Source organism: Dyella psychrodurans (assembly GCF_003363265.1).
Classification (GTDB): Bacteria; Pseudomonadota; Gammaproteobacteria; order Xanthomonadales; family Rhodanobacteraceae; genus Dyella_B; species Dyella_B psychrodurans.
In genome coordinates this window covers 62,720-83,147 of sequence record NZ_QRBF01000011.1, presented here as the reverse complement: position 1 = coordinate 83,147, position 20,428 = coordinate 62,720, and the positions used below count along the sequence as shown (strand labels likewise).

Below are 20,428 nucleotides of genomic sequence, written 5' to 3'. Positions count from 1 at the left end.
CGCTCTTGCGAGCAAATAGATTTTCTCGCTAAGCCTTTGACAGGCGCTTCCTGCTGCCGTCGAGGCGAGACTGGCCCCTCACCCAAACCCTCTCCCCAAAGGGGAGAGGGCTTAAAAAACAAACTCGAATCACTAGGCCACACCCATGCCGCAACTTTCCGTCGTCGTCCCCGTCTTCAACGAACGCGACAACATTCCGCCGCTGCTCGCGGAAATCGCCGGTGCGCTGCGCGGCAAAGTGGAATTTGAAATCGTCTACGTCGACGACGACTCCACCGACGACAGCCGTGCGGTGCTCCATGCCCAGAAAGCCGCGTATCCGGAACTGCGCGTGCTGCATCATGTCACCCGCAGCGGACAGAGCACCGCGGTGTGGAACGGCGTGCGCTCCGCGCGCGCACCGTGGGTCGCCACGCTCGACGGCGACGGCCAGAACGATCCGGCCGATATCCCCAAGCTGCTCGCCGCGCGCGACGGCGCCGATGCGCAGACCAAGCTCTTCGCCGGTTGGCGCACCACGCGCCGCGACAGCTTCAACAAGCGCATTTCTTCCAAGATCGCCAACGCGGTGCGCTCGCGCATGCTGCGCGATAACACGCCGGATACGGGCTGCGGTCTGAAGCTGTTCGAGCGCGATCTGTTTCTGCGCCTGCCGTATTTCGATCACATGCATCGTTACCTGCCCGCGCTGGTGAATCGTGCCGGCTTCCGCAGCCAGAGCGTGCCGGTGGGGCATCGCCCGCGCACGGCGGGCACATCCAAGTACGGCATGCTCGACCGCCTGTGGGTGGGCGTGGCCGATCTGCGCGGCGTGGCGTGGCTGATGCGCCGGGCCAAGGTCACGCACGTCGAAGAACTCTGAGCGCCATCACGCCAGGTAAATGCTTGAGGCGTATGCTGGTGGTCTAGTCCCGCAAGGGAGACCACTGGTGAGCATTGCTGTTAAACGCATTTACGAACCTGCCGCCAAATCGGATGGCTACCGCGTACTGGTCGATCGCGTGTGGCCGCGCGGCGTAAAGAAGGAAGACGCCGCGCTCGACATCTGGGCGCGTGAATTGGCACCCACCGCCGGCTTGCGCAAATGGTTCGGACACGATCCCGCGCGTTGGGAAGGCTTCCGCCATCGCTATGCGGGTGAACTCGATAGCCGCAAATCCCTGTGGCAGCCGCTGCTGAATCAGGCGGAACGACATCGCGTCACGCTGCTGTACGGTGCACGCGACGAGGAACACAACCAGGCCGTGGCGCTGAAGGCGTATCTGGAGTGCTGGATGAAGGCAAACGGCGTGCGTTAGAGACAGGCTCTCAGCGCGGCGCCGGCTGCCAGGACGCCAGCGCTGCGCGCGTGTGTTCGCGCCCCAGCTCGATCAATTCGCGTGCGCGGTAAAACTCGTAAGCGCTCGATACATTCCGCGCCAGCTGCACCAGCAAGTCGGGTTGATACGCAGCAAGCCGCAGGCGCGAGAGATTCGCCTGCATCAGATCCATCGACTGGCCCAGCAGCGCGAGCGCGCCCAGTTCCTGCGGCCTGGCCTCGCCCTGCCTGGCTTCGTGGTTGTTGCCGGGAATCAGGCGTCCCAGCAACTGGCCCAGGCCGCGCCTGGGTGCGTTCGCGTCGGCGGATAGCCGCTCCGGCGAAGTGTTTTCGGCAGGCCCGTCGATACTCACCGCAATCACGTAGTCGGTCGTATCGCGAATCAGCGGCGTCACCGGCACGGGATTGAGCAGCGCACCGTCGACCAGCGTGCGTCCGTCGATCACGTGCGGCCGGAACAGCGTGGGAATGGCAATCGATGCACGCACCGCATCGAACAGCGAACCGCGCGTCAGCCACACTTCGCGTTCGCGGTCGATGTCGGTGGCGACGGCCGTGAACGAAATCGGCAATTCCTCGATGCGCGTGTCGCCGATCAATTCGCGCAAGGTGCCGATGAGTTTCTCGCCCTTGATCAATCCGCCGCCGGAAAAAGAGAACGACCAGTCGACCAGCTTCAGCACGTCGAACTTGTCCAGCGAACAGACCCAGTCGCGATAGACATCCAGCTTGCCCATCGCGTAAATGCCGCCGATCAGCGCGCCCATCGAGCAGCCTGCGATGGCGGCGATCTGGAAGCCTTGCGCCTGCAGTTCCTCGATCGCGCCGATGTGCGCCAGGCCTTTCGCGCCACCCGCGCCAAGCGCGAGCGCCACGGTGGGTTTGCGGGCCGTTTCCTGCGTTTTGCGGCGTTCGAGGCTGGTATCGGTGACGGACATCCCCGACATGTTAGCGCGGACTACGAGGACAGACCCTAATACCCGCCCAACGCGAGCTGCAGCATGATCTTCATTTCCTCGCGCAGCGGCAGCGGCGCCACGATCTCGGCATCCGGGCCGTACTTGAGCACGTCCATCAGCAGTTCGCGCGAATTGGAATAGGGCAACTGCAATTCGAAGCGCCCGTCCGGCAACCAGTTGCCTTTCTGTTGCGAATGCCAGTGCTCGTCGGCGACCCAGCGCGCGGCATGCGCGGAGAAACGGATGGTGGCCCACGCCTTGGGTTTGCCGGCGAAAATGCCGTAGCTGGACGCGAGCAGTTCGTTGAGGTCGTTTTCCGGCACATCGATGGCGCCGGCTTCCAGCGTCTGCGGTTCGGCGATGCGATCCACCGCAAAGCTGCGCAGCGCTTCGCGGTCGTGATCCCACGCATCGAGGTACCAGTTGTCGCGATAGTGCGTCAGCCGTTGCGGCGATACGGTGCGGCGGCTTTCGTTATTGGTTGTGCGTGCGCGGTACAGAAAACGCAGCTGGCGGCGATCGAGCACCGCACCGGCGGTGATGCGGAACGCCTGCTGGTCGAGCTTGCGTTCGCCCCACGGAATCACCCGGATGCGTTCCACCGGCAGCGCCTTGCCGCTGGCGCGGTCGGAGAGCAGGTGTTCGATGCGCGCCTTGAACGGTGCAAGCGCGCCAGCCAGCACGCCGGGTCCGCTGCGGCCGATCAATTCGTTGAGCGCCAGCAGCGCGGCCAGTTCGTCGGAGGTCAGCCACAGCCCGGGCAATTCAAAGCGCTGGCCTTCGGTGGCTTCGTAGCGGAACGCCGCGTGTTCGCCGCCGGCGCTCTCGATCGGTGCCCCCAGCGCATCGCGCAGAAAGGCGATATCGCGGTACAGCGTGGCACGCGAGCATTCAAGCTCGTCCATCAGTCTGGGCAGCGGCACCGGGTAATGGGCCGACTTCAGCAGACGGTGCAGGGTGAGAATGCGCTCGTAGCGGTCCATGTCGACGCTGTGCAAACCAATTATGTGTAGCATGGGGATGCAACGTGACGCCCGCAAGCGTGCGTGCGGACTTTCCCCGGTCCTCATGGATATACCCCCCAAATCAATGCAATCGATGAGTGGCGACCCGGATACCCCGCCCGTCGGGCCGGCGCCCATGCTGCTGGAGGTCCTCGCCCTGTGCGGGTACGGCCTATGGCTGCTGCTTGGCCTCGCGCTGGGCCTGGGCATCTACAGCGGCGGACGCGGCGATGCGCTGGTGCCGCTGACGCTGGGGTGCGCCTTTGTCAGCGCAGGCCTGCTGACCGCGTGCCTGCGATGGCGGCTGATGCCGGAATGGCATGGCTGGCTGATCGGCAGCGGGCACCGGCCGACCCCCGAAGCCTTGCTGGCCCTGGCCACCTATCTGCCCATGCTGGGCGTGGCCGGCCTGGTGCGCGGCAACGACGCTTTCTGGGCGACGCGCCTGACCGGCATCGTCCTCATGCTGTGCAGCCTGTCCTGCCTGATCATCAGCGCCAACGGCTACCGGGCCCGCCGCCTGGCGCAGGCCGGCGTGACCATGCAGATTCCGCTCAGCCGGGTGTTGTCGGCTTGCTACGGGGGCGGCCTCTGGCTCTGGGTGTGCGCCATTTTCCAGGCCGATCTGCTGGGCGCGGACGCGGCGCGCTGGCCGTGGGTGGTCGGTCTGCTGCTGCTGGCGCTGCTTCTGGGGTTGGCGGATGGGCTGGGCTGGCAGCAGTCCTTGCGCTACCCGAGTCCCGGCGAGCGCCGACGCCACGCGCAAGACCTGCAGCCGCAACGATTTCTCGCCGCAGCGCTGATCTGCGCGGTGCCTTGCATCAATCTGCTGCTGGCGCCGATCACCCCTTGGGGGCGCTGGCTCGCGCTTTGCGCGGCCCTGGCTTACGTCGCCGGCAAGACCATGGAGCTACACCTGTACGACGTGGCCTTCACCCGGCCCGCGGAATCCGACGCGGTATGGCCGCAAAACCGCTCCTGATCACATGCCCTTCACATTCACGGGGTATTCAAGCCGTGCCGATAAAGTGAACGGCTCAACGGCTTTTTAACAATAGGACTCCCCCCAGCGATGAAGAAGATGTTGATGACCGGTCTGGCGCTTGCCACCCTGGCCACATTCGCTGCCCAGGCCCAGGACACCTCCTCCGGCGTGCAAACCAACAGCGGCAACTGGACCGGTTCCGGCGAACTGGGTTTCGCCTCGACCACGGGCAACTCCCGCTCGCAGAACCTCAATGCCAAGCTGAACCTCAGCCAGGAAACGGACCAGTGGAAGAACACGTTCTTCTTCGACGCCCTGCGCTCCAAGGGTCAGGTGAACGTCGTGAACGAACAGGGTGCGACGGTCAAGCAATTCGACACCACCGCGAACCGCTACGACGGTGGCGCATCGATCGGCTACAAGCTCGATCCGCGCAGCTACATCGTGACCGCGGCGCGTTACGACCATGACGACTTCGGCGCCAACCGCTGGCAAGGCACGGTGTCGGTCGGCTACGGCTACATGGCACTGAAAACCGACCGCACGCAGCTCTCGTTCGAACTCGGTCCCGGTTACACCGAATACCAGCCGGCTCCCGGCAGCCAGACCGTCAACGGCGTAACGGTGACCACCACCGAACCGCGCCAGAGCGAAGTCGTCGCGCGCGGTCTGGTGAACTACAAATACCGCCTCACCGACAACACCGCCTTCGAAGATACGTTCCTGACCGAATCCGGTACCAAGAACACCTACATCCAGAACGACACCGGCCTCGCGGTCAGCATGACCAAGAAGCTTTCGATCAAGCTCGGATTCCAGGTCCGTCACAACAGCCAAGTGCTGTCGGGCATCCGTCGCACCGACACACTCGCCACCACGAACATCGCCTACAACCTTTGATGTAGCGCGACGCCCTGTCGCGAATTAAACCCCTTCGTGCAAGCGAAGGGGTTTTTTGTTTTGGACGATTTGCTCCGCGAGATGCGGTTTCCCGCTCACGTCAGTCGGAGCAAGAAGACACGTCCTCATGCCGATGCCCGCTACTGCCGTAGTTCGCTATTGCGAAAACTGATGGCCATTCGTTTTGCGAGTCCGGCCAGACCTTCGGGAAACGTCGGAATAGCGACAACCAGGGAGTGGGATCCAAACATGAGACAGAAAAACCGTATCGCGTCCGCAATCGCCGTGGCGCTGACGATTTGTGCCTGCAACGCAACCGCACAAGATGCCGCTCAGGCACAGAGTGGCCAGGCCGATGCAGCGAAGGCGAAACAAATGGACGCCGTTGTCGTCACCGGCTCGCACATTCGCAGCGTGGACGTGGAAACGTCCCAGCCGGTATACACCATGGATCGCAAGGCGATCCAGGCGACGGGGCTGACCAACGTCAGCGATATCCTGGCGCGCATGCCGTCCATCGGTACGCCGGACATCACGCCCCAAGACACGCTGTCTTCGGGCACGGATGTCGGTGGCCGCTATGTCGATATCCGCAATCTCGGCTCCATGCGCACCCTGGTGCTGGTGAACGGCCATCGCTGGAGTACCAGCCTCAGCGGGCTCACCGATCTTTCGACCATTCCAGTCTCGCTGATCGACCGCATCGACGTGCTGAAAGACGGCGCATCCTCGGTGTACGGGTCCGACGCGATCGGCGGTGTGGTCAATATCGTATTGCGCGATCATCTCGACGGCGCCGAGTTCAACGCCTATTACGGGCAGAACGAGCAGGGCGATGGCCAGCAGAAAAACGGGGACTTCACCTGGGGGCACACCACCAAGAAGTCGTCGTTCATTCTCAGTGCGTCCTATCAGGACGAACAGCCCATGTGGGATCGCACGCGTGCAATCACCGCATACCCGCAGGGTCCGCGTCATCCGGATGCGGGATGGGGTACCGGTCCGTGGGGTCGGGTGATCGATCCCAATACGGGACGTTCGTACGTTATCAATCGCGGCAATACGGATACGGCGAACATCGCCAATTACCATCCCTACAACTCCGCGAGCACGTACGACAAATACAACTCCAACCAGGACATGACGTTCCGCGCGGGCACGTCGCTGAAAAACCTGTTCCTGCAGGAGCGTTACCGTCTGACCGACGACATCACTCTGCACGGTGCCGCCAGTTACAGCAGCCGCAACACATCCAGCCAGCTCGCCGGGTATCCGTTCTCATGGGCGCTCGATCCGGACGCCTATTACAACCCGTTCCCCGGCGAGGAGACCGTGTTCGCGCGGCGGACGGTGGAATTGCCGCGCGTCACCTGGTCCAACTCGCGTCTAACCCATCTCGATGCCGGCGCCGAAGGCCAATTCACGTTCCTCAGCCACGATTGGAATTGGGATGCGAACTACACCTTCGCGCAGACGCGCATTCGCCAAATCAGTACCGGCAATCTTTATCTTCCGCATGCCGATAACGCGATCAACGCCATCGCCGGACCGAACGGACAGCCCGTCTGTGCCGATGCCAGCGACGGATGCACGCCTTGGAATATCCTCGCCGGCCCAGGCGCGACACCGACATCCGTGCTGAACTACGTCAACTACGTCGGCACCGCGCGGCAGATGAGCCAGACCGACGATGCCAGCGTGAACGTCGGCGGCGGCCTGTTCGATATTCCCAAGGGTGGCACCGTCAATATTGCGGGCGGCCTCGAGCATCGCCGCGAGAAAGGCTATTTCACGCCCGATCCCAACGACGCCGCCGGACTGACCACCAATCTCGCCAGCGAACCCACCCGTGGCCGTTACGACGTCAACGAGGCTTACCTCGAGCTCGACGCACCGCTGTTACGCGATCTGCCCGGCGTCCAGGAACTCGGCATCAACCTTGCCAGCCGCTATTCGCACTACAGCAGTTTCGGCAGCACCACCAACAACAAGTACAGCGTCCGGTGGCGCCCCATCGAAGACCTGCTTATCCGCGGCACCTACGCGCAGGGTTTTCGCGCGCCGACCCTGGCCGACCTGTACAGCGGCACCGCACAGAGTTTCGAGACCTTCCTTGATCCTTGCGACAGCGTGTATGGAGCGGCCGCCAGCAATCCGACCGTCGCCGCGCGCTGCGTGGCGTCCGGTGTGCCGGCCAGTTATCGCCAGATCGATCAAAGTGGTAATCCGATCACCAGCAGTGCCGGCGGTCAAACGCCAACCCCTTTCGCCGACAGTTCAAACCCCAATTTGAAACCGGAGACTTCCACGACCCGCACCTATGGTCTGGTCTACAGCCCGCACTACGCGGAAGGACTGGACATCACGCTGGACTACTACGACATCCGCCTGAAGAACGCGATCGCCAGCGTCGACGCCAGCGACGTCTTGAATTACTGTTACATCGAAAACATGCCGAGCTATTGCAGCGTGTTCACACGCAATGGCAACGGCGTGATAACACAGCTGGTCGAGGGTCTATATAACCTGGGTACGCTTACGACCACCGGCTACGACCTCGGCATCCACTACCGCCTGCCTGAAACGTCGTTCGGCCGGTTCCGCATTTCGTCGGACAGCACCTACCTCACCAAGTACCAGACCACCAGCGGGCCCGGTGCCGTTCCGGAAGATGTGCTTGGCTTCATGGACGGCAACCAGGCCATGTACCGCATCCGCTCGAATCTTCAGCTGGATTGGGACTACAGGCAGTTCGGTGCAAGCTGGACCATTCGCTACTACTCGGGCCTGAAGGACAGCTGCTACAGCGTCAACCCCGCTATCGAATGCAGCAACCCCGGCTACACCAATCCGTGGATCGGCGGTTTTGGCATCGCCCAAAAAGGGTCGTTGGCGTTCAACGACGCCCAGGTGCGCTACACCACACCCTGGAAAGGCGTCGTCACCCTGGGTGTGAACAACATTTTCAACAAGAAGGGGCCGTTCTACTACAACGTCGTGCAGAGCGGCACAGGTAGTCCGCCATACGGTCCGGATTTCGACATCGACCGCTTCTTTTACCTGCAATACAGCCAGAAGTTCTCCCTGTAAGGCGGCGTAACGTCAGGCAAGCGGGCTACAAAGTCCGCTTGCCTCGATCCGCACCCGGAATTGCCCGCTACGTTTTGTGAGCGACTCCTAGTGGTGGAGCAGCTTCGCGGCGCCCTGCCCGAACAATGCTTCTGCGACGCTATTGCCGAGTTTCACAGCTTCGTCGCCATGACCCGTTGCCTCGGCCACCAACAGGCGCCCGCTCGATACTTCCCCGACCATGCCGCGCAGATGCAGGCCGCGCTCGGTCACCGTGCACCACGCGCCCACCGGTACCGTGCAGCTGCCGCCGAGCGCGTGATTCATCGCGCGTTCGGCAGTGACGGCCAAGCGCGTGTCGGCATCGTCCAGCACCGCCAGCGCGTCGAGCACGACGGGAAGATCCGCACGTGCCTCGATCGCAATCGCCGCCTGTCCGGGCGCCGGCAGCCAGTCGGGTGCGGTCAGCCGCGAGCGGATGCGGTCGTGCAGGCCGAGGCGTTCCAGTCCCGCGCAGGCGAGCAGAATCGCCTCGTAGTGGCCGGCGTCGAGTTTCTGCAGCCGCGTGCCGACGTTGCCGCGCAGATCGAGCAACTCCAGATCCGGCCGCACCGCACGCAGCAGCGCCTGGCGACGCAGCGACGACGTGCCGACCCGGGCGCCGTGCGGCAACGCGGCCAGATTCGCGTAATCGTTGCTCACGAAGGCATCGGCGGCATCCGCGCGCGGCAGGATCGCCGGCAGCGTAAAGCCAGGCTCCAGCTCCGCCGGCACGTCCTTCAGCGAATGCACCGCCAGATCGGCGCGGCCTTCCAACATCGCCACTTCCAGTTCCTTGAGGAACAGGCCCTTGCCGCCAATCGTCGCCAGGGGTTGGTCGAGGACCTCGTCGCCGCGCGTCGACAGCGGCACCAATTCCACGCGCAGGCCCGGATGCGCCGCGCGCAGCAAGCCCGCCACGTGTTCGGCCTGCCACAGCGCTAGCGCGCTTTTGCGGGTGGCAATGCGCAGGACGGCGAGGGTCATGACAGCTCCGGGGGAGAGGGAGGCTGCCATTGTCGCGCACCGCTCACCCCATGCGCAGCAGTTTCCGCAGCGTGGGCAGATTGCGGCGGCTCACCTCGGGACTGAAATCGGTGCCGGCCAGGCGTGCGAGCACGCGGCCGTCGCTCATGGTTTTCAGGCCCACCAGGCGGCGCACCGGCACCAGGCAATTGCGATGCAGGCGGATCAGCTGATCCGCATAGGTTTCCTCGAGCTGGCGCAGCGATTCGTCCAGCAGCAGCTGGTCGCCAGTGCGATGCGCGACGACGTATTTTTCTTCCGCGATCAGGCAGATCACCTCGTCCAGCGCCACGCGCACCGGTTCGCCGCGCACGCGCGCGTGCAACCAGCCGACCGATTCGCGCGGATGCGCATCGAGTCGTTGCTGCACGCGCCGCAGCGCATCGCGCAAGCGCTCCACGCGCACCGGCTTGAGCAGATAGTCGACGGCACCCAGATCGAACGCGTGCACCGCATGTGCCTCGTAAGCCGTGCAGAACACGATCTGCGGACGCGCACGATCGGCCAGTCGCGACGCCAGCTCCTTGCCGTCCATGCCCGGCATGTTGATGTCGAGGATCAACACATCCGGTTGCGCGGACGCCATCGTGGAGAGCGCCGCCTCGCCATCGCCCACGCTGCCGACCAGCTCCACGCCCTCGCACTCGTCCAGCAAGGACGCAAGACGCGCGCGCGCCAGCGGTTCGTCATCGACGATCATCACGCGCATGACGCACCTCCACCGGCAAGCGCAACCTCACCACGAAACGATCGCCCTGCGGCCCCGCTTCCACGCCAGAACGTGGACCGAAGTGATACGCCACGCGCTGGCGCACGTTGTTCAAGCCGTGGCCGCTTCCGCCTATCGCCGGTTTTTCCGCCAGCGGATTGCTGACTTCGATCAGCAGCATGTCGCCATCGCGCATCGCGCGCAGCACCACTTCGCCGCCTTCGCGCAGCGGCTGTATGCCGTGGCGCACTGCGTTCTCGACCAAAGGCTGCAACAACAGGCGCGGCATCGATGCATCCAACGGTACATCGTCGAGTTCGCGCCGGACATGCAAACGCTCGCCCAGGCGCAATTGTTCAATGGCCAGGTAGCGATCCACCAGTTCCAGTTCGTCGCCCAACGTGCCGGTGCTCGTCTCGCTTTGTCCGAGCGCGGCGCGGAACAACTCGGAAAGATCCTCCACGGTACGCTCGGCCGCTACCGGATCCACGCGCACCAATGCCGCGACCGTGTTCATGCTGTTGAACAGAAAATGCGGACGAATGCGCGCCTGCAGGGCTTCCACCTTTGCATGCGCGACGGCGGCCAATCGCGCCTGCCACTCGGCCAGCACGTAGAAATACCGCAGCATGGCGGCGCCGAGCAGCGCGGCGATCAACACGTTATCGCGCACGAACGTGGCGTCGCCGGATACGATCATCTGCATCGCCAGCATGCGGTCCATCCATTGCGCCAGCATGCTGGCGATCGCCACGATCACGACCATCACCAGCCACACGCCCGCATAAGGGAACAATCCCGGCAGGCGAACAAGCAGCGGGCGCAGTTTGCACAGCGCCACGGCAATCACCATGGCCATCCATTCCACGAACAGCATGCCCACGCTGTAACCGCGCCAGCCGCGCGTGCTTTGCGGTGCGAGCCACGCCAGCGTCACGCACAGTGCGCCGACCAACAGCAATGCCGATATGGCCGGCAGTTCGCAAAACTCGGGCAGCGGAGTCTGCGTTTGGCGGGGCGCGTTGGCGACGGGTTCCTGCATGGCGAGAGTATGCCCGTAGCCGGTGCGCGTTTCAGCGCAGCCGTTGGCCGATCCAATGCTGCAGGTCGGCCACTTCCTCGGGGCTCACCGAGTGCGGCATCGGATAGGTGTGCCACTCCACCTTGTAGCCCATCGCTTCCAGCGCGGTGCGCGAATCCACGCCCCGCTGCATGACCACCACCGGATCGAACGTGCCGTGTCCCCAGAAGATGGGTACGTCGGCATTGGCGGCGCTGCGTTCACCGGCCAGCGAATCGGCCAGTGGCAGATAGGTGGAAAGCGCGATGATGCCGGCAAGCTTTTGCGGGTGTCGCAAACCCGCCGCCAGCGCGATGGCGCCGCCTTGCGAAAAGCCCGCCAGCAGGATGCGTTCGCTCGGCACGCCGCGTTCGTGTTCGCGCGCGATCAGTGCTTCCACCTGCGCGATGGACTGCCGAATGCCCGCCTCATCCTGCCGCGACACCAGGTCGAAACCGTAGATGTCGTACCAGGCGCGCATCTGCATGCCGTTGTTGAGCGTCACCGGCCGCACCGGCGCATGCGGAAACACGAACCGCACAGCCGGCCATTGCGGCGACACCAGCGCGGGCACGATCGGTGCGAAGTCGTTGCCGTCGGCACCCAGGCCGTGCAGCCAGATGATGCTGTAGACGGGATGGGCAGCGGTTTCGTTTTCGACGGTGGGGAGCAGGCTCATGGGCATCAAACAAAGAGGAATCAAAGCAGCATCCTACCAGCCAGATTCCACAGCACCTCACCGTCATTCCGGCGCAGGCCGGAATCCAGTAGCGACAGCGTATGGAAAGCGATCGCATTGAACTTGCTATTCGACACTGGATTCCGGCCTGCGCCGGAATGACGGTACTGGGATGCCATCGCTGAGGATTTGCCGCCAAGTGAGGCAAACCACAAGAAGCCCGACGCGCTCATCCTCCGTTTCAACACCCAAACACGACTCTTGGCGCTTGCCTGCCGCCCCCGCTTGGTTATGCTCGCGGGTTTCGACTATGGAGCGCCCCATGCGCCGACTGCTGCTCGCCGGCCTCGTAGCCCTCGCCGTACTGCCCGCCGCGGCCGCCGCCGCATCGGGTGCGGCGCCGCTCGATCTGGAAACCATCATGGCCAACCCCGACTGGATGGGCCACGCGGTGGAGAACCCGTACTGGAGCGTGGACGGGCGCAGCCTCTACTACAGCCTCAAGCGCGACGGCAGCACCGTGCACGATCTGTATCGCGTCGACCCGGTCAGCGGCCAGGGCACCAGGCTCGATGCCGCCGCGATGGCGCAGGCGGAAGGCCCCGCCATCTACGACCACACCCGTCAGCACGCCGCGTACATCCTGCATGGCGATGTCTTCCTGGTCGACGTGGCCAGCGGTCGCCGCGTGCAGGTCACGCGCAGCCCGCAGCCCGAATCGGCGCCGCAGTTTTCCGCCGACGGCCGCGCCCTGCAATTTCGCCAGGCCAACAACTGGTACAGCTACGACCTGGCGAGCGGCGTCACCTCGCCCGCGGCGGTCCTGAAATTCGCCGACGATCCGCAAGACAAGAAGCCGGACGCGTTGGAGCGGCAGCAACTCGATCTGTTCAAGGAACTGCGCGAAAACAAAGCCGACAAGGATGCGGAGCATGCCAACGAGGAAGCACTCGCGGCAGCCGATTCCACACGCGCGCCGCAACCGTTCTACCTCGGCGACAAATCGCAGCTGGTGGATACCGAGCTGTCGCCGAATGGCCGTTGGATGCTGGTCATCACCCAGCCCGCGCATCGTGACGACGGCAAGGCGCCCGGCGTAATCCACTACGTCACCGACTCGGGTTACACCGAAACGCAGGACGCGCGCACTTATGTCGGCCGCAACGATCCGGCGCCGCAGTCGCTCGTGTTGCTCGATCTCGTTGCACACAAACAGTACGACCTTTCCACCGACAACCTGCCGGGCATCAAGGACGATCCGCTCAAGGCGATCCGCGAAAAAACCGTCGCCACGCTCGAAAAAGCCGGCAAAAGCGATGAAGCCAAGGCGCTGAAAGCGCCCGACGTGCGCCCCGTGACGCTCTACAGCATGGACGCCGAGACCGCCAGCGTGGCGTGGAACGACGACGGCAGCGACATCGCGCTGGAACTGCTCTCCATCGACAACAAGGATCGCTGGATCGCCACCATCGACTTCGACAAGCATGCGCTCGTATCGCAGCATCGCCTGCACGACGACGCATGGATCAACTGGACCTACAACGATGTCGGCTGGCTCAAGGATAACCGCACGCTGTGGTTTCTCAGCGAGCAAACCGGCTATTCGCAGCTCTACGTCAAGCCGTTGAGCGGCGCGGTGAAAGCGCTCACCGCCGGCAAGTTCGAAGTGAGCCAGCCGCTGCTTTCCAACGACGGCAAATGGTTCTACGTGCGTACGAACCAGGTCGCACCGTACAGCTACGACGTTTATCGCGTGCCCTCGAACGGTGGCGCGTTGACACGCGTCACGCAGTACGGCGGCATGGATCAATTCGTGCTGTCGCCGAACGACAGCCAGCTCGGCGTGCTTCACTCATCCGCTTATGTGTTGCCGCAGCTCGCGGTGCAGGGCGTACAAGGCGGTACGCCACGCGACCTCACCAACACCATGAAGCCTGCGTTCACCGCGCACGCGTGGATCGCACCCAAGATCGTGGAAGTGCCGTCTTCGCACGGTGCCGGTGTGATCTATGCCAAGTACTACGGCCCGGCCAATGAAACCGATGCACTGTCGTCGCGCCCCGCGGTGATCTTCGTGCACGGCGCGGGATACCTGCAGGACGTCAGCGAATCGGCCACGTACTACCAGCACGAACAGCTCTTCAACAACCTGCTGGTACAGCAAGGCTATGTGGTGCTGGACATGGACTACCGCGCCTCGCAAGGCTACGGCCGCGACTGGCGCACGGCCATCTATCGCCAGATGGGTCATCCGGAACTGGAAGACCTGCTCGACGGCAAGGCGTGGCTGGTGAAGAACCACGGCGTCGATGCCAAGCGCGTGGGCATCTACGGTGGCAGCTACGGCGGCTTCATGACGGAGATGGCCTTGCTGCGCGCACCGGGTGAATTCGCCGCGGGTGCCGCCCAACGTCCGCCGGCGGACTGGGTCACCTACAACCACAGCTACACCGGCGACATCCTCAACGATCCGCAGCTCGATCCCGAGGCGTACAAGACCAGCTCGCCGATCGAATACGCCGACAACCTGCGCGATCCGCTGCTGATCAACCACGGCCTGATCGACGACAACGTACTCGCCAGCGATTCGGTACGCCTGTACGAACGCTTCGTCGAACTGCACAAGAAAAACTTCTGGATTTCGCTGTATCCGCTGGAGCGTCACGAATTCGAACACCCCGATTCGTGGTACGACGAATACCGCCGCATCGACGAGTTGTTCGAAACCTGGGTCAAGCCCGGCACGCAACACTAACCGCACCCAAACTCCCTCCCCTGCGTGCAGGGGAGGGCTGGGGTGGGGTCAAGCATTCTTGCGACAAGCTCCATCTGAAAGCTCAGGCGACACCGCTTTCCCTTGCATTCAAACCGCAGCAGCCTTGCGCTTACGCGTCACAGTCTTCTTGCTAGCCGTCTTGCGCGGCGCCTTCATCGTCTGCTTCGTCCCCGTGCGCATCGTGTCGATCTGTTCCTTGGCCCAGGTTTCAAAATCGGGGCGATACAAATCCATCGGCACCCAGATCGGATACGTGATCTCGTGAATGCCGAGGAACTTGGCGCGATGATGCACATCGCACAGCACCCACAGGTTGTGCTCGGAATGATCGACCCAGTCCAATAGCTTCTGCTGGTCGAAGGCTTGCTCATAGCGCCAGGTGGGATCTTTCGGATGGCGCTGCGCAAGATGCGGACGGATGATCGCGTTGAACTTGTCCAGGTCCACGGCATTGGCCAGCGCCCACTCGACGACATGGTGATGCGTTTCCATCGCCTTGGCCTGATAACGGTTCTGCTCGGTATCGCCCAGCGTCGAATGCTTCACGCCGCAAACCAGGCACGGCAGGTCCAGCTGCACCGTGAGGTACTTGTGCACCTTTGCGTAAGCGGGCGATTCGGTGCGCGGATCGTGCTGCGGATACATCTGCAGCTCATCGATGGTGTGATGCTGGATGTGCTGCTGCACGCGCTTGTAGTTGGTCAGATGATCGCGCAAACGCTCGATGTCGCCATGGGCCAGCGCGACATTCTTCGCGGCCCCGACCTTGACGGAAGCCTGCTTGCGGAAAGAAGTGTTCGACGATTTTCGCCTTGTCGTAGCCATGCGGTTTCTCCGAAGCCGTTGGGGTAATGGAGCTTCGGAGAGGGTGCCGCGAAAACACGACGAACAGATGACGCTACACGTCAGACGAATCGATCAATCCTCGTCGTCATCCGTGCCGCCGGCTTGCCAGTAACCAGTGGCGCGAATCCACTCCTTGGGAACCCCGCATTCTTCCGCAAGGTATTTGCGTATCGCCCGTACCCGGCGCGACTCGGTCGCGATCCAATAGAACGTGTCGCCCGATAATTCGGGAAGCTCGCGCAAAGCACGCTCCAGCAAATCGCTTTGCGCCGCGTCGACACCATCGCGTTCCAGCCACGTCACATCGAATTCCGCTCGCGATCCCAGCGGAAGACGATCCGCTTTCTCCGGAATCTCGATCAGCGCTATCGCATGCGCATGTTCGGGCAGCTCATCCAATCGGCGGCCGATCGCGGGCAAAGCCGTTTCGTCACCAACCAGCACCACATGATCGAAATCCTCGGCCATCAGGAACGAACCGCGCGGCCCGGCCAGTGCGATGCGCTGACCAGGCGCAGCCTGTTCCGCCCATGTCGATGCGGGGCCATCGCCGTGCACGACGAAGTCGATCGTCAATTCAAGCCGCGACGCATCGAAATAGCGCGGCGTGTAATCGCGCATCGGCGAAGGCAGCGCGCCGGCCGGAAATTCCGGGCCATTCGGCCCCAGCGTCGGCAGCACCAGCTCGCCTTGCCCGTTCGGGAAAAACAACTTCACGTGATCATCCGAGGCTTCGCTCGTAAAACCGCGAAGCTCGTCGCCGCCGAAAACGATGCGCTGCATGTGCGGCGTAATGCGCTTCGCACTCAGTACCTCGATCGTGCGACGCGCCAACGTATGGCGAACCATGCGATGTGCATGCCTGGTCATGTCCGAACCCGTATCAAAGAAAAGAGATATCACGCGGTGTGGCGCACGCAACGGCGTAGCGTGATGCCGTCGACGCCAACCCTCGCGCCTTGCAGCGTTGCGGCAAGGCGCTCAGCGCATCGTCCGTATCAATCCTCATTCGCCTGACCCGCCGCGATCTCCGCGGCAGCGCGCTCAAGAATCGCCGCCACGCGCTGCGCTTCGGCCTTGTTCCAATCCGCACCGCGCATCAGCACGGCGTGCTTGAGCGCATGCATCGCCTTACGGACCGCCAGCGGCAGCGACAACTTGGCGATCATGCGTGCGCTGTGGCGCGTGCGCTCGGTCATCGCATCCACCGCAGCGCGGTTCTCATCGAGATAGGCACGGCCTTCGGCGGTGATCGCATACAACTTGCGACCGCCTTGTTCGCTCGCCACGGATGCGTAACCCATTTCCTCCAGCATCGTCAGCGTCGGATACACCGCGCCGGGACTGGGTGCGTAATGCCCGTGGAACATCTCCTCGATGGTGCGGATCAACTCGTAACCGTGACGCGGCTGCTGCTCGATCAACGCCAGCAACAGCAACTTCAGATCGCCATGCCCCAGCATGCGCCCGCCAAACCGCCGCCCACCGCCCTGCAGACCATTCCAATCGGCGAACACATCCCCATCGTCATGCCCATGCCGACCCCGCCGGCCATGGAATTCGTAATCCTCGCGGCCACGGCCCTCGGCCTCGTCCCAAACCATCCAGGGAGCGCCATGGCGATGGAAATGCCGAAGCCTCTGAAACAGGAAATGCCTGTGCATGATATAACTCCGATATATCTAAATTGAAGAAAAAGATATATCGAAACTGTATCGGAAGCAAGTCCCGCCCCGAGCCTCGGGGCGCCCCGGGCCAAGCCAGGCAGGAGTGACCGCGGGCGAACCCGCCGGCGACCGACCCGTCTACGAAAGCCTCACGGCTGCCACAAACGTAACCGCCCACAACCCCAACTGGAGGAACAACGTGGGCAAAATCCGCCGAACCCGCTTCCGCCCCGACGCCGCAAACCAAAACATGATCGGCACCTGCCCATACATCAGCAGCATGGCGATGTGATCGGCCGTGTCCTCGTCGTGATGAGGCGCATGAAGACCATGCTTCCAAATGTCGAACGCCACCATCATCAGCACGATGATCGACATGAGTATCGGCATGGCACCATCCCATTGACGTATGCCGGCACCATTGGGTGGGTTTGAGCGAGATGAGTAAGCCAAGGGCATCGAAGTTCTCCCGAAGCAGCCTGGTGAACCTTACGCTTGGTAAATGACAAATGCTTTGGCGATGCGACGCAAGATATTTACAATTCTGAGCAGAACGAGCACGAAGGTAGGAAAGCGCCTTTAACTACCTCGTCCTCTTTTGGCGAAGAGCCATTATTTTTGCAGCATGATTCAAGCAAGTGAGCACTTGTTTGCCCCAGGAAAGTCGACGTAAGTGGTTAAAGTCGTTCAACTACCCTCGCCCTTCTTTCTTGATGAGCTTGCCTTGCTGATGGTCCAAAACATGCGCCCGGCTAAATGGTTTCTGCTCTTGGCACCGATAGCGCTTCTTGCGTGTTTTGGTGTTTGGATTGCCGGCTCGTTTCTCGTTAGTCCGACCCAGAGCTCCGTCGGAGCGCCGCCTCCCGACCTTCCTGCTCAGGTCGTGGTGTTTCCCGATGCATCGGGTAAACCGATTCATGGCTGGCTTGTCGCCGGCACTAAAGGACTGGGTGCCATCCTGCTGCTGCATGGTGTTCGAGCGGATCGGCGTGCCATGGTGAATCGCGCCAGATTCCTGCACGCAGCCGGATACGCGGTGTTGTTGATCGACTTTCAGGCGTCGGGTGAAAGCCCCGGTAAGGCGATCACCTTCGGCTACCGGGAAGCGGATGACGTGAAGGCATCGCTGCGCTACCTGCACCAGCGGCTACCCGGGGAACGAGTGGGCATTATCGCTACGTCGATGGGTGGGGCCGCGACCATCTTGGCCGAGCCCGATGTCGACGCAGATGCGGTTGTGCTGGAACAAGTCTATCCAACGATCAGGCAAGCAACGGAGGATCGGTTGGCTATTCACCTCGGGCCTATAGGTCCATGGTTTGCACCCGTATTGCTGGCGACCTTGCATCTTCATCTGGACATTTATCCTGACCAGTTGCGCCCCATCGATCACATTGGTCATCTAATCATGCCCAAACTATTGATCGTGGGTGACCGTGATCGAGATACAACAATTGCTGAGTCCTATGACATGTTTCATGCGGCGGCAGCGCCCAAGGATCTGTGGGTGGTGCATGGAGCCAGACACGTCGATCTCTACGGGTACGTAGGGGCCGCGTATGAGGCACGGGTGCTCAACTTTTTTGAGACGTCGTTGCGTAGGAAGTCATGAAGAACTGGATGTATTGAACGCGAACAGGAGGATCGGTCCATGCACGCAAGCCATCACGGTGATGGGCTCAAGTTGGAAGGTGGTTGCTATTGCGGTGCAGTCCGCTATGTGGCGGAAGGGAAGCCGCTGATGAAAGGGCAGTGCCACTGTCGTGAATGCCAATACATCAGTGGTGGCGCGCCGCAGATATTCATGCTTACGCCGGCCGATGGCTTTCGGTATGTCAAGGGAACGCCGAAGCGGTTTACGCGCAGCGACCTGGAGCATCCCGTGACGCGCGAGTTCTGCGCGGAATGCGGCACGCACATGGTTACGCTGCGCGACGACATGCCTGCCGTGATTTTGAAAATCGGCACGTTGGATGATCCAAGCCGGTTCGGCACGCCGAAGATGGCGATCTTCACCGTTGATAAGCAGGCGTTTCATCATATTCCCGAGGGCATGCCATCCTTCGAGCGAATGCCGGTGCGGTGAATCGGCAGAACGCGAGTTTTCCTGTCTTGCTCAATGAGTCTGCGTAAGGTCCACACACGTTGAAGCGTGTTTAACGATCTTCAACACATCGCCCAACTGAAAGCTCAGATCGGCGAAGAGCCGCCCGATCATGCTGCGGTTGATGAAAAGGATGGTGTCATGATCGCCGTTCGTGGTGGCGGTGCCGGCGAGCTGTGCCATCAGCAGCAGCTTGTCGCGGATGATGCATAGCTCGTCGTAGTCGTCTTTAGACAGCACGTAGCTTCCCGCGTCGAGCAGGGTGTGATTGGGGTTGTTCATGGGCCTAGTCCATTACCGTAGGTCGCGCCACGTATTGCGCGTGGCGCGAAGGGCTACAGGAAAAATCCTGCACGTAGTGGTGGAACTTTCCGGTACCGTTTTCTACGTGTGCCCATTGTGGCCCGACGCCGTCCAGTATGAGCGGCGGTGAAGCAGGGGAAAAATCGGCTTGGCGGGGTCACGCGTATGCGTGCGTGCCGTATGATCGAGCGTAACCATGATCAACGTCCTAGGTTGGTTGTGGCCAGCGGATCGTTCGGGTTCCAGCCCGAGCGATCCGCGCTACTTCACTCATGTCGGGCGTGCCGCAGGCATCTAAGCGGATGGGCACGCCCGACAACAGAACCATCGCATATGTGCGGTGTGGTTTTCTGTCAGTGGACGCGGATTTGGGATCTGCGGTTTTTGCTTGTGTGTTATCGCCAGATTGCTCGCTGGTGCGGCGGGTGTTCCGACCGCCTGGGTGGGAGTGCGCATGCTTCACGCTCGTCTTCCCGGCGAAAGCCGGGACCCAGTGACTTTGGTCTTGGCTGTGCTGGTGCGTTATCGCCAGGTTGCTCGCCTGCGCGGCGGGCGTTTCGACCGCCTGCCGGCGGCCGAGTCACTTTCTCTTGCTTGCCCAAGAGAAAGATAACCAAAGAGAAGGGCAGCCCCGAGTACCCGCTTTGCGGGCTTCGCCCGCAAAGTGCGCGGAGGGATTGCGGGGTTTTTCGACAGCACATCCTGTGCTGACGAAAAACTGGCTGGCATCCATGCCAGCCACCCTACGGGCTATTCCTCCTTCCCTCCGCCGGGTCCAAGGGGCCCCAAGATCAAGATCAAGAGCAGAAGCCAGAGCAGCGCGCGTAGCGCCGGAAAGAGCGGGCGTCGTTGCATGCCGCTCTTTGCTCTTTGTGCTTTGGCTTTTGCGTGTTGCCCTTTTGAAAAGTGCGCGCTACGCGCGCCCCGGGTCCCCGTAGTCGGTGAGTGAGCTGGGGACGAAAAGGCCCGCAGGGGGATCGGCAG

The 20,428-nt window shown here is 62.4% G+C and carries 20 protein-coding genes; 8 read left to right on the top strand and 12 right to left on the bottom strand.

What is annotated here, in order from left to right:
- Positions 1–145: 145 nt before the first annotated feature.
- Positions 146–862, top strand: a complete 717-nt coding sequence (locus DWU99_RS20205) for a glycosyltransferase family 2 protein (RefSeq protein ID WP_115479902.1) — start codon at positions 146–148, stop codon at positions 860–862.
- Between the two features lie 67 nt (positions 863–929).
- Positions 930–1,298 carry a DUF488 domain-containing protein gene (locus DWU99_RS20200; protein WP_115479901.1) on the top strand — a complete coding sequence of 123 codons (369 nt, stop codon included), beginning with the start codon at positions 930–932 and terminating at the stop codon, positions 1,296–1,298.
- Between the two features lie 10 nt (positions 1,299–1,308).
- On the opposite strand, the gene DWU99_RS20195 is transcribed toward DWU99_RS20200, so the two are convergent.
- The gene (locus tag DWU99_RS20195; RefSeq protein WP_115479900.1) at positions 1,309–2,256 is read right to left on the bottom strand and encodes a patatin-like phospholipase family protein; all 948 of its coding nucleotides are present in this window, start codon (positions 2,254–2,256) and stop codon (positions 1,309–1,311) included.
- Positions 2,257–2,291: 35 nt separating this feature from the next.
- Positions 2,292–3,260, bottom strand: a complete 969-nt coding sequence (locus tag DWU99_RS20190) for a helix-turn-helix transcriptional regulator (protein WP_115479909.1) — start codon at positions 3,258–3,260, stop codon at positions 2,292–2,294.
- 157 nt (positions 3,261–3,417) lie between these two features.
- Here DWU99_RS20190 and DWU99_RS20185 point away from each other — a divergent pair, with 157 nt between their 5' ends.
- From DWU99_RS20185 to DWU99_RS20175, 3 genes are all read left to right on the top strand, one after another.
- Positions 3,418–4,263, top strand: a complete 846-nt coding sequence (locus DWU99_RS20185) for a hypothetical protein (protein ID WP_147292986.1) — start codon at positions 3,418–3,420, stop codon at positions 4,261–4,263.
- A gap of 90 nt (positions 4,264–4,353) precedes the next feature.
- Entirely contained in the window at positions 4,354–5,166 is an 813-nt protein-coding gene (locus DWU99_RS20180; protein WP_115479898.1) for a DUF481 domain-containing protein, read from the top strand.
- 249 nt (positions 5,167–5,415) lie between these two features.
- The gene (locus DWU99_RS20175; protein ID WP_115479897.1) at positions 5,416–8,256 is read left to right on the top strand and encodes a TonB-dependent receptor plug domain-containing protein; all 2,841 of its coding nucleotides are present in this window, start codon (positions 5,416–5,418) and stop codon (positions 8,254–8,256) included.
- Positions 8,257–8,343: 87 nt separating this feature from the next.
- Here the strand turns inward: DWU99_RS20175 and hemC are convergent, their stop codons facing one another.
- The 5 genes from hemC to DWU99_RS21280 are packed head-to-tail and all read right to left on the bottom strand — an operon-like array spanning position 8,344 to position 11,981.
- Entirely contained in the window at positions 8,344–9,261 is a 918-nt protein-coding gene (gene hemC, locus DWU99_RS20170; protein WP_115479896.1) for a hydroxymethylbilane synthase, read from the bottom strand.
- Between the two features lie 43 nt (positions 9,262–9,304).
- Positions 9,305–10,009, bottom strand: a complete 705-nt coding sequence (locus DWU99_RS20165; RefSeq protein ID WP_115479895.1) for a LytR/AlgR family response regulator transcription factor — start codon at positions 10,007–10,009, stop codon at positions 9,305–9,307.
- Positions 9,987–11,051, bottom strand: a complete 1,065-nt coding sequence (locus DWU99_RS20160) for a sensor histidine kinase (protein WP_115479894.1) — start codon at positions 11,049–11,051, stop codon at positions 9,987–9,989. Before DWU99_RS20160 ends, DWU99_RS20165 begins: the two co-directional genes overlap by 23 nt.
- A gap of 31 nt (positions 11,052–11,082) precedes the next feature.
- Complete coding sequence (locus DWU99_RS20155; RefSeq protein ID WP_115479893.1) at positions 11,083–11,748, bottom strand: alpha/beta hydrolase; 666 nt, start codon at positions 11,746–11,748, stop codon at positions 11,083–11,085.
- Positions 11,749–11,768: 20 nt separating this feature from the next.
- Positions 11,769–11,981 carry a hypothetical protein gene (locus tag DWU99_RS21280; protein ID WP_115479892.1) on the bottom strand — a complete coding sequence of 71 codons (213 nt, stop codon included), beginning with the start codon at positions 11,979–11,981 and terminating at the stop codon, positions 11,769–11,771.
- 89 nt (positions 11,982–12,070) lie between these two features.
- Here DWU99_RS21280 and DWU99_RS20145 point away from each other — a divergent pair, with 89 nt between their 5' ends.
- The gene (locus DWU99_RS20145) at positions 12,071–14,503 is read left to right on the top strand and encodes a S9 family peptidase (protein ID WP_115479891.1); all 2,433 of its coding nucleotides are present in this window, start codon (positions 12,071–12,073) and stop codon (positions 14,501–14,503) included.
- 108 nt (positions 14,504–14,611) lie between these two features.
- Here DWU99_RS20145 and DWU99_RS20140 read toward each other — a convergent pair whose 3' ends face one another.
- The 4 genes from DWU99_RS20140 to DWU99_RS20125 form a co-directional block, all read right to left on the bottom strand.
- Positions 14,612–15,349: a hypothetical protein gene (locus DWU99_RS20140; RefSeq protein ID WP_115479890.1), complete on the bottom strand. Its 738-nt coding sequence runs from the start codon at positions 15,347–15,349 to the stop codon at positions 14,612–14,614.
- A gap of 93 nt (positions 15,350–15,442) precedes the next feature.
- Complete coding sequence (locus tag DWU99_RS20135) at positions 15,443–16,240, bottom strand: siderophore-interacting protein (RefSeq protein ID WP_115479889.1); 798 nt, start codon at positions 16,238–16,240, stop codon at positions 15,443–15,445.
- A gap of 128 nt (positions 16,241–16,368) precedes the next feature.
- Positions 16,369–17,034, bottom strand: a complete 666-nt coding sequence (locus DWU99_RS20130; protein ID WP_115479888.1) for a PadR family transcriptional regulator — start codon at positions 17,032–17,034, stop codon at positions 16,369–16,371.
- 141 nt (positions 17,035–17,175) lie between these two features.
- Positions 17,176–17,415, bottom strand: a complete 240-nt coding sequence (locus DWU99_RS20125; protein ID WP_147292985.1) for a hypothetical protein — start codon at positions 17,413–17,415, stop codon at positions 17,176–17,178.
- Positions 17,416–17,710: 295 nt separating this feature from the next.
- On the opposite strand from DWU99_RS20125, the gene DWU99_RS20120 reads away from it, so the two are divergent.
- On the top strand, positions 17,711–18,649 hold the full coding sequence (locus DWU99_RS20120; protein WP_115479886.1) for an alpha/beta hydrolase: 939 nt from the start codon (positions 17,711–17,713) through the stop codon (positions 18,647–18,649).
- A 39-nt stretch (positions 18,650–18,688) separates the two neighbouring features.
- Positions 18,689–19,123 carry a GFA family protein gene (locus DWU99_RS20115; RefSeq protein WP_115479885.1) on the top strand — a complete coding sequence of 145 codons (435 nt, stop codon included), beginning with the start codon at positions 18,689–18,691 and terminating at the stop codon, positions 19,121–19,123.
- Between the two features lie 30 nt (positions 19,124–19,153).
- On the opposite strand, the gene DWU99_RS20110 is transcribed toward DWU99_RS20115, so the two are convergent.
- The gene (locus tag DWU99_RS20110) at positions 19,154–19,423 is read right to left on the bottom strand and encodes an XAC0095 family protein (protein WP_115479884.1); all 270 of its coding nucleotides are present in this window, start codon (positions 19,421–19,423) and stop codon (positions 19,154–19,156) included.
- Between the last annotated feature and the right edge of the window lie 1,005 nt (positions 19,424–20,428).

What these genes read in the sequence shown, in the direction of transcription:
- DWU99_RS20205 (WP_115479902.1), top strand. Translation starts at nt 146, where the DNA reads ATGCCGCAACTTTCCGTCGTCGTCCCCGTCTTCAACGAACGCGACAAC.
- DWU99_RS20195 (WP_115479900.1), bottom strand. Translation starts at nt 2,256, where the DNA reads ATGTCCGTCACCGATACCAGCCTCGAACGCCGCAAAACGCAGGAAACG.
- DWU99_RS20190 (WP_115479909.1), bottom strand. Translation starts at nt 3,260, where the DNA reads ATGGACCGCTACGAGCGCATTCTCACCCTGCACCGTCTGCTGAAGTCG.
- DWU99_RS20185 (WP_147292986.1), top strand. Translation starts at nt 3,418, where the DNA reads ATGCTGCTGGAGGTCCTCGCCCTGTGCGGGTACGGCCTATGGCTGCTG.
- DWU99_RS20180 (WP_115479898.1), top strand. Translation starts at nt 4,354, where the DNA reads ATGAAGAAGATGTTGATGACCGGTCTGGCGCTTGCCACCCTGGCCACA.
- DWU99_RS20175 (WP_115479897.1), top strand. Translation starts at nt 5,416, where the DNA reads ATGAGACAGAAAAACCGTATCGCGTCCGCAATCGCCGTGGCGCTGACG.
- hemC (WP_115479896.1), bottom strand. Translation starts at nt 9,261, where the DNA reads ATGACCCTCGCCGTCCTGCGCATTGCCACCCGCAAAAGCGCGCTAGCG.
- DWU99_RS20165 (WP_115479895.1), bottom strand. Translation starts at nt 10,009, where the DNA reads ATGCGCGTGATGATCGTCGATGACGAACCGCTGGCGCGCGCGCGTCTT.
- DWU99_RS20160 (WP_115479894.1), bottom strand. Translation starts at nt 11,051, where the DNA reads ATGCAGGAACCCGTCGCCAACGCGCCCCGCCAAACGCAGACTCCGCTG.
- DWU99_RS20155 (WP_115479893.1), bottom strand. Translation starts at nt 11,748, where the DNA reads ATGAGCCTGCTCCCCACCGTCGAAAACGAAACCGCTGCCCATCCCGTC.
- DWU99_RS21280 (WP_115479892.1), bottom strand. Translation starts at nt 11,981, where the DNA reads ATGAGCGCGTCGGGCTTCTTGTGGTTTGCCTCACTTGGCGGCAAATCC.
- DWU99_RS20145 (WP_115479891.1), top strand. Translation starts at nt 12,071, where the DNA reads ATGCGCCGACTGCTGCTCGCCGGCCTCGTAGCCCTCGCCGTACTGCCC.
- DWU99_RS20140 (WP_115479890.1), bottom strand. Translation starts at nt 15,349, where the DNA reads ATGGCTACGACAAGGCGAAAATCGTCGAACACTTCTTTCCGCAAGCAG.
- DWU99_RS20135 (WP_115479889.1), bottom strand. Translation starts at nt 16,240, where the DNA reads ATGACCAGGCATGCACATCGCATGGTTCGCCATACGTTGGCGCGTCGC.
- DWU99_RS20130 (WP_115479888.1), bottom strand. Translation starts at nt 17,034, where the DNA reads ATGCACAGGCATTTCCTGTTTCAGAGGCTTCGGCATTTCCATCGCCAT.
- DWU99_RS20125 (WP_147292985.1), bottom strand. Translation starts at nt 17,415, where the DNA reads ATGTCGATCATCGTGCTGATGATGGTGGCGTTCGACATTTGGAAGCAT.
- DWU99_RS20115 (WP_115479885.1), top strand. Translation starts at nt 18,689, where the DNA reads ATGCACGCAAGCCATCACGGTGATGGGCTCAAGTTGGAAGGTGGTTGC.
- DWU99_RS20110 (WP_115479884.1), bottom strand. Translation starts at nt 19,423, where the DNA reads ATGAACAACCCCAATCACACCCTGCTCGACGCGGGAAGCTACGTGCTG.